Here is a 12654-nt window from a genome sequence, read left to right on the forward strand (position 1 = left end):
TAAAACATTAATGGCGAAAGCCGTCGCCGGAGAAGCCGGAGTTGCCTTTTTTAGCATTTCCGGTTCAGAATTTGTAGAATTATTCGTCGGGGCAGGTGCGGCGCGAGTTCGAGACTTGTTTGAACAGGCGAAAAAGAAAGCCCCTTGTATCATCTTTATTGACGAATTAGACGCCATTGGTCGTTCTCGAAATTCTGGGGGTATGTACGGCGGAAACGACGAACGCGAACAAACCCTCAACCAACTGTTAGCCGAAATGGATGGGTTTTCCGTTGGAGATGCCACAGTTATTGTACTCGCCGCAACCAACCGCCCCGAAGTTCTTGACCCGGCTTTGCTGCGTCCGGGACGTTTTGACCGTCAAGTTTTGGTTGACCGCCCCGACTTGAGTGGACGCCTACAAATTCTGGAAATTTACGCCCAGAAAGTGAAACTGGGTAGTGATGTTAACCTCAGAGCAACTGCCGCCCGGACTCCTGGTTTTTCTGGCGCTGACTTGTCCAACCTGGTTAATGAAGCCGCCCTGTTAGCCGCCCGTCGTCGTCAGGAAAAAGTCGCCCAAGAAGACTTCTCAGAAGCCATTGAACGAGTTGTCGCCGGGTTAGAGAAGAAAAGCCGAGTTCTCAATGAAAAAGAGAAGAAAATTGTCGCTTACCACGAAGTCGGTCATGCGTTAGTGGCCGCTGCTGTGGGTGACTCGAAAAAAATTGCTAAAATTTCGATTGTCCCGCGTGGGATGGCCGCTTTGGGTTATACCTTACAACTGCCCACCGAAGACAAGTTCTTGATGAGTGCCGAAGAAATTCAAGCCGAAATTGCCACACTTTTAGGAGGACGTTCCGCCGAGGAAGTCGTTTTTGGTAGTATTACCACAGGGGCAGCCAATGACCTACAACGGGCGACAGACCTCGCTGAACGCATGGTGACAATGTACGGAATGAGTAAGGTGTTGGGGCCGCTTGCCTACGAAAAAGGACAACAAAACAGTTTTCTAGGCGATAGTATGATGGGAAACCCCCGTCGTAACGTCAGTGATGATACGGCAAAAGCTATCGATGCAGAAGTCAAGGATATTGTTGAATCTGCCCACAATAAAGCCCTGAATATTCTCAAAAGTAATCGGGATTTACTCGAAACCATTGCCCAAAAAATCCTTGATATTGAGGTGATTGAAGGCTCTGAGTTGCAAAATCTCTTAAACCAGATTCAATTTGAACACAAAGAATCTACAACGGTTGCTTAGAATAAACTATAAGTAGGGGAATTATCGCCCCTACTGATTCTCTGCTACCCCCAAACCTGCGATGAGTATTAAAAAAAAGAAATCTCGATTCCCAGATTCCCAACAAGTCGGTAAAATTTTATTAATTATTTCTGGGATATTATTTGCGGCTTATTTGGTTCTACCCCGTCAACAAAAGGTGCCGCGTGTTCCCTACAGTATTTTTATTCAACAACTCGAAAATGGGCAAGTTGCCGGGGTGCAGGTGGGGGATAATGAAATTCGCTATCGCATCAAAGGAGAAAATAAAGATGAGTTAGGGTCTTTACTCTCAACCACTCCCATTTTTGATCCTGATTTAGCCAAACGTTTAGAACAGAATCAAGTTGTCTTTCAAGCCGCACCGCCTCCGAAAAATAGTGGGTTGTATGTGCTTTTGAGTTGGGTAATTCCGCCGTTGATTTTAGTTGCAGCGTTTCAGTTTTTAGGCAAACGTGACCCCGAAGGTTCGCTGTCTATTCGTAAAAGTAAGGCTAAAGTTTATGTCGAGGGAGAATCTGATAAAATTACCTTTGCGGATGTTGCCGGAGTTGAAGAAGCAAAAACAGAATTGGCGGAAATTATTGATTTCCTCAAAAATCCCCAACGTTACACCGAAATTGGGGCGAGAATTCCCAAAGGAGTGCTGTTAGTTGGGCCGCCCGGAACGGGTAAAACGTTAATGGCAAAAGCGGTAGCCGGAGAAGCGGGTGTTCCTTTTTTTAGTATCTCTGCTTCGGAGTTTGTAGAATTGTTTGTGGGGACAGGTGCGGCGCGAGTTCGAGATTTATTTGAACAGGCGAAAAAGAAGGCGCCTTGTATTATTTTTATTGATGAATTAGACGCGATTGGGAAGTCTAGAAGTAGTGGGGGGATGCAAAGTGGTAGCAGTGATGAACGGGAACAAACTCTCAATCAATTGTTAACAGAAATGGATGGGTTTTCTGTCGGAGAAGCAACCGTGATTGTACTCGCTGCAACCAACCGCCCCGAAGCTTTAGATGCAGCATTACTCAGACCTGGACGTTTTGATCGACAGGTGTTAGTTGACCGTCCAGATTTGGCAGGACGGAAAGCTGTTTTAGAGATTTATGCTAAAAAAGTTAAACTGGGAGAAGATGTTGATTTACATCAAATTGCCACACAAACTCCCGGTTTTGGAGGTGCAGATTTAGCGAATTTAGTCAATGAAGCAGCCTTACTTGCGGCAAGAAATCAACGTCTAAAGGTTGCCCAAAAAGACTTTAAAGAAGCGATAGAACGAGTGGTTGCCGGGTTGGAAAAAAGAAGTCGGGTTCTCAATGAAAAAGAGAAGAAAATTGTCGCCTATCACGAAGTCGGTCATGCCATTGTCGGGGCGTTAATGCCGGGAGGCGGAAAGGTTGCTAAAATATCTATTGTTCCTCGTGGAATGGGGGCGCTAGGCTATACTTTGAGACTGCCCACCGAAGACCGATTTTTGATGGATGAAACCGAATTTCGCGAACAAATTGCGATGTTATTAGGCGGACGGGCGGCTGAAGAAATTGTCTTTCAATCTGTCACGAATGGGGCTTCTGATGACCTCCAACGGGCGACAGACCTCGCAGAAAAAATGGTGACAAACTATGGCATGAGTCGGGTTTTAGGGCCGTTAGCCTATGGGAAAGGGGGCAAAGCGAGTTTCTTAGGAAATGAGTTTAATAGTCGTCGAAACCTGAGTGAAAAAACCGCCGAAGCGATTGATCAAGAAGTGAAGGAAATTGTTGATAATGCTCATCAGTTGGCGTTGGATATTTTAACTCAAAATCGGGCCTTGTTAAATGAAATCGCCAATCAGTTATTAGCGACAGAAGTGGTTGAAGGGGAAGAATTGCAAGCTTGGCTGGATCGGGTGAAGCCGGTTAATTAATCAAATTTGATTGGAATGAAGTTTGTGTCTCTCGCGGTAGATCTTCTGTCTTTTGATTAATTTTTTTTCAGAGGAATTAATAGGCAGTAAAATAACAGTAGATACTTATTAAATCTGATGTTATGGGTAAAATCACATCGGCATTAATTGGGTTGTGCGTGGGAGATGCGTTAGGCGTTCCGGTAGAGTTTCATGTGCGTTCCGAACGACATCTTCATCCCGTCACGACGATGATTGGCTACGGAACCTATAATCAACCGCCGGGAACTTGGTCTGATGATAGTTCTCTGACGCTTTGTTTAGCGGATGTTTTATGTCATCAAGGCTATGATTTAGACGCGATCGCCGACTCCTTTTGTCGCTGGTATAAACAACGCTTTTGGACAGCCAGAGGGGGGGTTTTTGATATTGGGGTAACGACTCAAATTGCCATTAATCGTCTGCGAAAAGGAGTCTCCCCCACAGAAGCCGGAGAAACGAGCGATCGCTGTAATGGAAATGGTTCTTTGATGCGAATTTTACCCCTCGCATTTTTATACAAACAAGAGTCATTTTCTGATTTAATTGCCAAAGTTCACGACTGTTCTAAAATTACTCATGCTCATGCGCGATCGCAAATGGCTTGCGGAATTTATATTAGCATTGCAATCAGCTTGTTGGAAGGAATGACGCTCAAAGAAGCTTATCTAACGGGAGTTGAACGGATTAAACCGTTGTATGAACAAGAGGAATTTGCAGATCAATTAAGATATTTTAAACGAGTTTTCCCCGGAGATATTGAGACAGTAGAACTCAAAAAAATTGAATCTAGTGGTTATGTTTTGCATACTTTAGAAGCCTCTTTGTGGTGTTTACTAACCACATCCTCTTATTGCGAAGCCGTCCTCAAAGCCGTTAACTTAGGCGATGATAGCGATACCACCGCAGCAGTAACCGGAGGATTAGCCGGGCTTTATTATGGATTAGAAAATATTCCCTCAGAATGGGTTGAGGTACTCGCCAGAAAAGATGATATTCTGAATTTAGCTCAACAGTTAGAAGAACGTTATCCATTGTGATTGAGTGAACAAAATTACTCGTCATTAAAGCGAGGGGAGAATCAATTTGGGTATGCCCTGTGAAGTCAATAGCATTGTTAAACTGAAGCCATCCCAAGGTTATCCAGAACAATTGCATCTCGGAGTGCAACATCAAGCGTCTAAGCAGGGCTATAGAATTATCCCGATTGATGTTCCTATTCCCTTAGTGGATGAAAATTGGCTGGCTCACGCTGATATTGTTATTCGTAAACTCACATGGGAAAGCAATCAAACCACGATAGTCTTTGAAATCGATAGAATATACAGTCAATCCTTTGCAGTCAAGTAGCTCATGATCAAGATAATCGAGATTTCTTTGTTACTTCTGAAAAGAAGGTGAGAACCCCTTACAGATTAGAGTCTGCTAATGTTTTGTCTTTCCTAAATTGACCGAAATTTTGTCACTCAAATGAGTGAATCCCTTTAATTTTAAGCCACTAACCCCTTTAAAGTAACACAAAAAAGTGACTGTTCGCACTCCTATCTCCTCGATTAGATTAGATTCATCAACCAAACAAGGACAAACAACTTTCATCCTTGTTTATCAATCTAGGAGTTCAACCATGAGTGCAATGACAAACATCGAAACTAACGGCAAATCAACAGTTAGCACTGCGACAATTCCCGCTTCTGCATCGGTTCAATCTGCTGCGGTTCAATCTCGGGGAATTGACCTACCTCTTTTAAAATTAGGTGCAGCAGGTGAGGCGGTTCGTTTCGCCCAACAACGTTTCATCGCTAACGGATATCGAATCGGTTTCAACGGACAATATGGGCCTCAAATGAAAGCGGCTGTTGAGCATTTTCAACGCAATTATGGTGGCTTAGTTGTTGATGGAATCATTGGCGAAAATACCTGGCGTGTACTGTGTGACGGCGACGCAGAATTTCGTCGCTTGGGTCGCACTTTCCGTGTTCGCTTCCAAACAACAAAATACCCCTACGATGTGAATATGCCTGAACTTTATCAGGGTTCTGTCGGCGATGCGGTTGAATGTCTCCAATTGCGCCTGTATGACAACGGTTTCTTTTTGTTCATTGATGGCATTTTTGGGCCGAAAACCCTTGAAGTGGTTAAAGCTTTCCAACGCCGTGAAGGTTTAAAAGTTGACGGTATTGTTGGGGTTCAAACTTGGCGCAAACTGGGCGAATAATTTTTGGATGGGGGGAATCTTCCCCTATTTATCGTAAAATTCCGAATCTAACCTCACAGAAATATCTAGTTCTTTTAGGGATTGTAGTTCGCTTCACTTTTATTTAAGAGTGAGGCGATTGCTTTTTGGGCTGAAAAAATTTTAATTCAGCACTGAGTTAGCGTGTAAACCTCAAAACATGACAAATAAAGTCAAACCACACCCGCCATGTAAGTTGTGTTTTATTGGTTTTGAAAATAACCTGTTTTTTGCTCAATTCAATGAGTTTATCCACTTTTGTTAGAGTCAATAACACCTTTAAAGTAACATAAAGAAGCGACTGTTCGGACTCCTATCTTAGCGATTATATTAGAGTTGTAAAGCAAACAAGGACAAACAACTTTCACCCTTGTTTATCAATCTAGGAGTTCAACCATGAGTGCAATGACAAACATCGAAACTAACGGCCAATCAACAGTTAGCACTGCGACAATTCCCGCTTATACCTCTGTTCAATCTGGGGCGATTTTATCTCACGGCGTTGAACTACCCGTTTTAAGTTTAGGAGTTGCAGGTGAAGCAGTTCGTTTCGCCCAACAACGTTTAATGGCTAACGGATATCGAATTGGTTTCAACGGACAATATGGGCCTCAAATGAAAGCTGCTATTGAGCATTTTCAAGCTTATTATGGGGGCTTAGTTGTTGATGGAATCCTCGGAGAAAATACCTGGCGTGGGCTGTGTGATCAAGAATTTTCACGCTTAGGTTGGACGTTCTATTCTCCGTTCAAAAACACAAAATATCCCTACAATGTTAATATGTCTGAACTCAACCAAGGTCATGTAGGTGATGCGGTTGAATGTCTCCAGTTACGCCTCTATGCACAAGGTTTCTCACTGTTTATTGACGGAGATTTTGGCTTGAGAACTCGCGAAGCTGTAGAAGTTTTCCAACGCCGTGAAAGTTTAAAAATTGACGGTATTGTTGGAGTTCAAACTTGGCGTAAACTGGGCGAATAATTTTCGGATGGGGGAATCTTCCCCTATTTATCGTAAAATTCTGAGTCTAACCTCATAGAAATATCCAGTTATTTTAGGGATTACGGTTCGCTTCACTTTTAATTAAGAGTGAGGCGATTGCTTTTAAATGTTCATCAATGCTATTAAACTCTTGTTATCCCGCTTTCAGTAAGCGAATAAACTCCAAGGGTAAACCATCTGTATCTGCAATAAAAGCCACTTCATAAACCGAATTCCCAATCATTTGCTGAGTCGGTTCGAGTAAAATTTTTAACGGTTGGTATAAATCAGATTGGTCTTGAGTTGCTTTCTCAAACTGTTCTTTGAGATCATCTAACCACTGAGGTAAATCAGGAGTCCCATCGCTCAAATCAAACGAAAGATGATAATATCCGACATAATGCTCATCACCAAAAGCATCCGGTGCAGGTTTAGGTTCGGGAATTTGAATCAATTCAATTCGCCCATTTAAACCTTCCATCCAACAAGCGAGTGTGTAACCTGTCGTAAAGCGTTCACAGACCTGAAAACCGAGTTTTTCATAGAAAGCGATCGCCCGATGAATATTAGCAGTACGAATAGAAGCATGGTGCATAAACAATTAGAATTAAGTGTCTGAAATGAATTTAAAAACAGCGATCAATTCAAAATCACCTATTCAAACAATCGAAAATAAGGATAGCGAATGGGTACACCTTGTTCTTTTTCCAGATCAAAATTAATCACATCCCAACACGGTTCGTCTTTGGGATCAGGACTAAATTCTACAGGTAAACCATAGAGTTTAGGTTGAGTCGTGTCAGACTGTCCTCGCCAGGGGGTACTGCGTTCAAGATAGGAACTAATCAACTCTTGATAACGTTGGGCAATAATCACGCGAGTCGCACGATAGCCTTGAGTATAGAGCCGATCTAACGCCTCGTGAATTTCAAATCGAATTCCATCAGGATGGGTGTGTTGTCGATACCACTCCCCATTCCACAGGCGCCAATGGCGTCCGGACTGAAGATGGACTAACTCACTGGTTTTAGGATCAGCTTCAAAAGCACCATGACGGGGACACAAATAAGTATCTGTCAACGTCAAAGCAGCAATCTTTTGACGACAGTGAGGACAGCGAATTTCCGGGCCAAATATAGGATACTGCAAGGCAGAATTCATGCTGAAATTAAGTTTCGCACTGCTAGCTTGTAGACTCTATTATAGCGGGGGTTATTCTCCCCTTCCGACGAATATTTGCCGAATTAGTAATGAATTAATGATTAACGAATGAATAACGATGCTAATCAATCTCTGTGTAATGATGCCACAGACTGGCCTGTTCCTGATCTATCAACCGCTACTTTTATCGCATCTAACGCTGTTGTGATCGGGTGGGTAGAAGTCGCTTCCGGAGTCAGTATTTGGTACTCAGCAGTCGTCCGAGGAGATGTTGAGCGGATTACCATTGGAGCGAATACTAATATTCAAGATGGGGCAATTTTACACGGTGATCCGGGTCAAATGACGGTTTTGGAAGATTTTGTGACCATCGGACATCGAGCGGTTGTGCATTCAGCTTACATCGAACGGGGAAGCTTGATCGGGATTGGGGCTGTAATCTTGAACGGTGTGCGCGTTGGTCGGGGTAGTATTGTGGGTGCGGGGGCTGTTGTCACCAAAGATGTTCCTCCCCTAACTTTAGTTGCAGGTGTTCCTGCAAAGCCTCTACGAGCCGTGTCAGAAGCCGAAGCCGAACATTTGATCGAACACGCCCAACAGTATCAGAAGTTAGCCTCAGTTCATGCAGAAAAGGCAATAGGCAAGAGGGAATAGGGAGATGGGGAGATGGGGAAGTGGGGAGGTAGGGAGATGGGGAGATGGGGAGATGGGGAGAAACTGTTCACTGAAAACTGGTCATTGGTCACTGTCTCCCCAAGTGACTATAAAAATTTTAATTGAGCAATGGCGAAAAATAAGATAAAAATAAAGATATGAGAATTTTTTTAAGAAACTGGAGAAAAGCAAATGGATTTCGATTTTCGTCTCGTTGTGGTTTTACTGCCGATCGCGCTTGCTGGAGGCTGGGCTTTGTTTAATATTGGAGCTGCTGCTCTCAGACAAGCTCAAGGCTTTATCAGCAAATAAGGCTTAGATCTTCAAAAATCATCTGAGTCATCGCCGACTGTTCTCTGCTGTTTAGAGGGTAGTCGGCTTTCAGTTGGGGTAAAATTCCCAGAGCTTGGTATGATATTCGTGTTTTTGGCAACCCCGCGTTCTAAATCCTATGACTCCAGAAACCGCCCTGAGTGAAATCGTCATCAAGCAAAACCTAGAGCAATTTTTATTAGTTCTACTGGTTTCTCTAAGTGTAGCCACCATCTCCCGCCTATTTGTATGGTTTCGTCGCATTCCCTTCACCCTGCTATTAGTGATTGTCGGCTCGATTCTGGCGTTTGAGGATATTCGCCTCGTTAATCTTTCCCCAGAACTAATTTTAGAAATTTTTCTTCCCCCCTTACTCTTTGAAGCGGGATGGAATATGAAATGGCGGGAGTTGAAACGAGATTTAATTCCCGTTACCTTGTTTGCCATTATCGGGGTGATTATTTCTGTTGTGGGGATCGCTTTTGGGTTAAATTGGTTTGCAGGAATTCCCATTGCGATCGCTTTATTAGTCGGGGCGAGTCTATCGGCGACTGATCCGATCTCTGTGGTGGCGTTGTTGAAAGAATTGGGCGCGGGCCAACGTTTACGAACTTTGATGGAGGGAGAAAGTTTATTTAACGATGGGGTGGCGGTTGTCGCTTTTAGTTTGTTAGTCGGAATACCGATGGGAACTAGCGAGTTTTCGGTTTCCCAAACTTTACTCCAATTTTTTACTTTTGTTGGGATTGGCGGGGGTGTTGGATGTTTAATCGGGTTTGGAATCTCCTATCTGACTCAACGGTTTGATTCTCCTCTAGTTGAACAATCTTTAACGCTGGTTTCTGCTTATGGAACTTATGTGGTTACGGAGGAATTGGGTGGTTCGGGTGTAATTGGAGTGGTTACCGTTGGTTTGATTTTAGGGAATTTTGGTTCTCGCATCGGAATGAACCCTCGAACTCGAATTATTGTCAGTGAATTTTGGGAGTTTCTGGCGTTTTTTGTCAATTCAATTGTTTTTTTGTTAATCGGCGATCAGATTCAATTTACCCATTTAGCGGCTAATATTCAACCGATTTTAATTACAATTGGGGGAATGGTTGTCACCCGAGCGATTAGTACCTATGGGTTAAGTGCGATTAGTAATAGGTTCGCTAATTCTAAAATTGATTTCAAAGTACAGACGGTTCTATGGTGGGGAGGTTTAAGGGGTTCGGTTTCTATTGCGTTGGCATTGAGTGTTCCGACAGCTTTACAACAACGGGATGGGATTATTGCGACGGTATTTGGTGTGGTCTTATTTACGCTATTGGTTCAAGGATTAACCACCCAAACTTTACTGGAAAAATTGGGATTAATTGGCGATCAACCTCTGCGTCAAGAATATCAAGAATTAATCGCTCGTCGTATAGCTTTAAACCGAGTCCAAAGTCATTTATCAGAGGTGATTCGCCGACAAGAAACTGATCCGGAATTTTATCGATATCAAGCGGATTTAGTGAATTTAGAGTTGAAAGCAATTCAAGAAAAAATCGATCAGATGCAAGCCGAATATCCCTTTTTACAAGAACTCAGTTTGAATTTATTGTTAGAGGAAATGGTCGATATTGAAGCTGATACCTATGCCGACTTAATTCGTTCGGGTCGTCTTGATAGCAACCTCTCGCCCATTCTTTGGAAAGTATTTGAAGAACAGAAAAAAACGAATGAAGATCAATAATCGGTTTTCCCTAAATATTCCAGAAATCGGACGGAAAGATCAAAACGAAGCTATTTTAAATCTGAGGTAAAAAAGTAACACGATCCAATTTGAGTCGCCGATCAGACAAATTCGTGTCGCCAACGGGGGTCAAATGAGTTAATATATTGAGAACATGAGCAAAAAGCACGAACCGCCCAAAGTCGATTCAAAATGCGAGTGGATATCAATATTTGACGAATGTTCTAACTGCATCAAGAGAATAAAATCATCGTACTACTTTGAACAGACTCAACACCATTGGGGTGTAAATGTTACCGTATGGGCAGATTAGAACGACAGTGAACCTTTGATTTTATGATTAACGTCATCGTAACAGTTACAAATCAGTGCATTCTACTGTTTTTTCCGGTTGAGTTGTAGATTGTTATGAACTAAGCTCACAAATCAAGCCCTGTTGTTGAATACTGAAGGAGTCACCCAGCTATGGATGAGAAAAAGCAGCAAGATTTACGTCGTCATGCGGCTGAAAATTTTTTCAACTCGTTTGAAAAACAATTGCTGGAAACTTTTCAAGAATCTGAATCTGAACCAGCCCCACCAATCCCACCAGCCCCAACTCGTTCAAAGAAATCTAAAAAAGCTCAAAATCCTTCCCCTGAACCCATTGATTTGTCTGCTTTAGAAGAAGCGATCGCAGATATCGATCAATACCTACAAAATCAATCGCCTCAACCTCCTGACTCTTAGGGTGAGGGTAAATTTAGTGTTCGGTTTTGGTGTTGTCTTTGACCTTCATACAACATCAAAGCCGCACAAATTGCCACGTTTAAAGACTCAACTCCCCCAGATAGAGGGATCTGAACGTGCTGATCGGCGAGTGCGGTGAGTGAACTCGATAAACCTGCACCTTCGTTTCCCAGTACAACAATCGTCGGTTGTTGAAAGTCTAGTTCCCAGTACGTTAAATCAGCATCGGGTAAAGTCGCCACAATCTGAACACCCTGCTGTTGGGCGATCGTTAACTGTTCGGTTAAATCGCCCCCTACCGCCATCGGTAGACGAAACCACGCCCCGGCTGAAGCCCGTAACACCTTCGGATGATCGAGATCAACACTATCATCACTCAACCACAACCCATCGATACCTGCTGCTGCTGCGGTGCGAATCATTGTTCCCAAATTTCCCGGATCTTGTACCGTTTCTAGGGCGAGTCCGATCTGGGTGATCGCTACAGTCTGGGGTTGAGGACGGGGAGCCGTGGCAATAATCCCATCGGGGTTAACTGTTGTGGCGATCGCTTGTAAGACTCGTTCATTGACTTCTTCACTGCGGCTAGCGGCTTGACAAACACTCTCCCAAAGACGAGGATAACGATTTTGCCATTGAGCTGTATAACAAACCGTCAGAAGCGGATATTGTGTCGCTAACGCTTCTTCAATCAAATGTGTTCCTTCCAACAAGAATAACTGTTGTTCTCGTCGCCCCTTGGTTCGTTGTAATTTGCGAAGCTGTTTAATTAGGGGATTTTGAACACTGGTCAACATATTAATGATTTCAGACTGAAAATAAAAAAGAATGACCACGCGCAAGTTTAGTCGCAACGTTACGAAACCTGTAGCTTGGGTTTGATTCAATATTTTACCATGTCCGCTTAGAAAATACTTTGATTGAGGTTGGTTTCGGCGTTCGCGGAGCGTGGCGTTAGCCGTATCGCTTTTCCCAACCCGCACTGACGACACACCCGAAATCTGGCTAAGATAATATTGATGTTCAAACTCGGATTTTCCTGAGATGGATAAACCCCAAACCGGATATGTTTATCTGATTTCTTCATTTCCCGACTTAAAGCGATGTAAAATCGGGTTCACTAAAAATTATGAGAGACGTTTTGAAGAACTGAAAAAGCAGCAGAATCCATGCAAAATCCATCTTTTAGATTGCGTTGAATCCAATAATTATAAGGAAGATGAAAGAAGATTGCATCAGATGTTTCAACATCGCAGAAAACATGGCGAATGGTTTGAATTTGATTCGGAAGACCAAGCATTGGGGTTGTTTAGAGAATACTTTAGAGTTAGAGAAATTTACGAACAAGATCTTAATGTATTGAAAGATGAAATTGTTCGATTAAAAATAGAACTTGATAGAGAAAAAGACAAAAATAAAATCATCAAGGTATTGAAAGATGAAATTGACGATTTAGAAATAGAACTTGATAGAGAAAAAATACACGGAGAAACCCTTGTAGAAATGATTTATCACCTACAAAAAATATTAGACGATAATCAAATCACATATTCTTATGATTCAATAGTTCATACTTTTACGAGCATGGGTATAAACGTAGGTAGGATAGTAGGTAGGGCATTAGGAGATTTTCACAGGAGTATCTTCCCAAAATGATTATCGAATAATTCCTTTAACTTTCATAATCAGTTTTT

The 12654-nt window shown here is 42.7% G+C and carries 14 protein-coding genes; 11 read left to right on the plus strand and 3 right to left on the minus strand.

What is annotated here, in order from left to right; translation table 11 throughout:
- The 6 genes from ftsH (L8106_RS26540) to L8106_RS26565 form a co-directional block, all read left to right on the plus strand.
- A partial coding sequence (ftsH, locus tag L8106_RS26540) for an ATP-dependent zinc metalloprotease FtsH (protein ID WP_009787623.1) occupies positions 1 to 1243 on the plus strand: 1243 nt, incomplete at its 5' end.
- Positions 1244 to 1304: 61 nt separating this feature from the next.
- Complete coding sequence (gene ftsH / locus L8106_RS26545; RefSeq protein WP_009787624.1) at positions 1305 to 3152, plus strand: ATP-dependent zinc metalloprotease FtsH; 1848 nt, start codon at positions 1305 to 1307, stop codon at positions 3150 to 3152.
- A 122-nt stretch (positions 3153 to 3274) separates the two neighbouring features.
- Entirely contained in the window at positions 3275 to 4210 is a 936-nt protein-coding gene (locus L8106_RS26550) for an ADP-ribosylglycohydrolase family protein (protein ID WP_009787625.1), read from the plus strand.
- A gap of 52 nt (positions 4211 to 4262) precedes the next feature.
- Positions 4263 to 4520 (plus strand): DUF2584 family protein, encoded by a 258-nt coding sequence (locus L8106_RS26555; RefSeq protein ID WP_009787626.1) that lies wholly within the window; start codon positions 4263 to 4265, stop codon positions 4518 to 4520.
- A gap of 274 nt (positions 4521 to 4794) precedes the next feature.
- Positions 4795 to 5385 (plus strand): peptidoglycan-binding protein, encoded by a 591-nt coding sequence (locus tag L8106_RS26560; RefSeq protein ID WP_009787628.1) that lies wholly within the window; start codon positions 4795 to 4797, stop codon positions 5383 to 5385.
- 414 nt (positions 5386 to 5799) lie between these two features.
- Positions 5800 to 6384 (plus strand): peptidoglycan-binding protein, encoded by a 585-nt coding sequence (locus L8106_RS26565; protein ID WP_009787629.1) that lies wholly within the window; start codon positions 5800 to 5802, stop codon positions 6382 to 6384.
- Between the two features lie 154 nt (positions 6385 to 6538).
- On the opposite strand, the gene L8106_RS26570 is transcribed toward L8106_RS26565, so the two are convergent.
- Complete coding sequence (locus tag L8106_RS26570; RefSeq protein WP_009787630.1) at positions 6539 to 6979, minus strand: VOC family protein; 441 nt, start codon at positions 6977 to 6979, stop codon at positions 6539 to 6541.
- A 59-nt stretch (positions 6980 to 7038) separates the two neighbouring features.
- Positions 7039 to 7545 carry a TIGR02652 family protein gene (locus L8106_RS26575; RefSeq protein WP_009787631.1) on the minus strand — a complete coding sequence of 169 codons (507 nt, stop codon included), beginning with the start codon at positions 7543 to 7545 and terminating at the stop codon, positions 7039 to 7041.
- A gap of 108 nt (positions 7546 to 7653) precedes the next feature.
- Between L8106_RS26575 and L8106_RS26580 the strand changes: the two genes are divergently transcribed.
- The 4 genes from L8106_RS26580 to L8106_RS26595 all read left to right on the plus strand — a co-directional run bounded on the left by L8106_RS26580 (position 7654) and on the right by L8106_RS26595 (position 10960).
- Positions 7654 to 8199 carry a gamma carbonic anhydrase family protein gene (locus tag L8106_RS26580; protein ID WP_009787632.1) on the plus strand — a complete coding sequence of 182 codons (546 nt, stop codon included), beginning with the start codon at positions 7654 to 7656 and terminating at the stop codon, positions 8197 to 8199.
- Positions 8200 to 8391: 192 nt separating this feature from the next.
- Positions 8392 to 8511: a photosystem II protein Y gene (locus L8106_RS26585; protein ID WP_009787634.1), complete on the plus strand. Its 120-nt coding sequence runs from the start codon at positions 8392 to 8394 to the stop codon at positions 8509 to 8511.
- 139 nt (positions 8512 to 8650) lie between these two features.
- Positions 8651 to 10231: a Na+/H+ antiporter gene (locus L8106_RS26590; RefSeq protein ID WP_009787635.1), complete on the plus strand. Its 1581-nt coding sequence runs from the start codon at positions 8651 to 8653 to the stop codon at positions 10229 to 10231.
- Between the two features lie 465 nt (positions 10232 to 10696).
- On the plus strand, positions 10697 to 10960 hold the full coding sequence (locus tag L8106_RS26595) for a hypothetical protein (RefSeq protein ID WP_009787636.1): 264 nt from the start codon (positions 10697 to 10699) through the stop codon (positions 10958 to 10960).
- Here the strand turns inward: L8106_RS26595 and L8106_RS26600 are convergent.
- The gene (locus tag L8106_RS26600) at positions 10957 to 11757 is read right to left on the minus strand and encodes an RNA methyltransferase (RefSeq protein WP_039897357.1); all 801 of its coding nucleotides are present in this window, start codon (positions 11755 to 11757) and stop codon (positions 10957 to 10959) included. The genes L8106_RS26595 and L8106_RS26600 overlap by 4 nt on opposite strands.
- A 247-nt stretch (positions 11758 to 12004) precedes the next feature.
- Here L8106_RS26600 and L8106_RS26605 point away from each other — a divergent pair, with 247 nt between their 5' ends.
- On the plus strand, positions 12005 to 12616 hold the full coding sequence (locus L8106_RS26605; protein WP_009787638.1) for a GIY-YIG nuclease family protein: 612 nt from the start codon (positions 12005 to 12007) through the stop codon (positions 12614 to 12616).
- Positions 12617 to 12654 lie beyond the last annotated feature (38 nt).

Source organism: Lyngbya sp. PCC 8106 (assembly GCF_000169095.1).
Taxonomy (GTDB): domain Bacteria; phylum Cyanobacteriota; class Cyanobacteriia; order Cyanobacteriales; family Microcoleaceae; genus Capilliphycus.

What these genes read in the sequence shown, in the direction of transcription:
- ftsH (WP_009787624.1), top strand. Translation starts at nt 1,305, where the DNA reads ATGAGTATTAAAAAAAAGAAATCTCGATTCCCAGATTCCCAACAAGTC.
- L8106_RS26550 (WP_009787625.1), top strand. Translation starts at nt 3,275, where the DNA reads ATGGGTAAAATCACATCGGCATTAATTGGGTTGTGCGTGGGAGATGCG.
- L8106_RS26555 (WP_009787626.1), top strand. Translation starts at nt 4,263, where the DNA reads ATGCCCTGTGAAGTCAATAGCATTGTTAAACTGAAGCCATCCCAAGGT.
- L8106_RS26560 (WP_009787628.1), top strand. Translation starts at nt 4,795, where the DNA reads ATGAGTGCAATGACAAACATCGAAACTAACGGCAAATCAACAGTTAGC.
- L8106_RS26565 (WP_009787629.1), top strand. Translation starts at nt 5,800, where the DNA reads ATGAGTGCAATGACAAACATCGAAACTAACGGCCAATCAACAGTTAGC.
- L8106_RS26570 (WP_009787630.1), bottom strand. Translation starts at nt 6,979, where the DNA reads ATGCACCATGCTTCTATTCGTACTGCTAATATTCATCGGGCGATCGCT.
- L8106_RS26575 (WP_009787631.1), bottom strand. Translation starts at nt 7,545, where the DNA reads ATGAATTCTGCCTTGCAGTATCCTATATTTGGCCCGGAAATTCGCTGT.
- L8106_RS26580 (WP_009787632.1), top strand. Translation starts at nt 7,654, where the DNA reads ATGAATAACGATGCTAATCAATCTCTGTGTAATGATGCCACAGACTGG.
- L8106_RS26585 (WP_009787634.1), top strand. Translation starts at nt 8,392, where the DNA reads ATGGATTTCGATTTTCGTCTCGTTGTGGTTTTACTGCCGATCGCGCTT.
- L8106_RS26590 (WP_009787635.1), top strand. Translation starts at nt 8,651, where the DNA reads ATGACTCCAGAAACCGCCCTGAGTGAAATCGTCATCAAGCAAAACCTA.
- L8106_RS26595 (WP_009787636.1), top strand. Translation starts at nt 10,697, where the DNA reads ATGGATGAGAAAAAGCAGCAAGATTTACGTCGTCATGCGGCTGAAAAT.
- L8106_RS26600 (WP_039897357.1), bottom strand. Translation starts at nt 11,757, where the DNA reads ATGTTGACCAGTGTTCAAAATCCCCTAATTAAACAGCTTCGCAAATTA.
- L8106_RS26605 (WP_009787638.1), top strand. Translation starts at nt 12,005, where the DNA reads ATGGATAAACCCCAAACCGGATATGTTTATCTGATTTCTTCATTTCCC.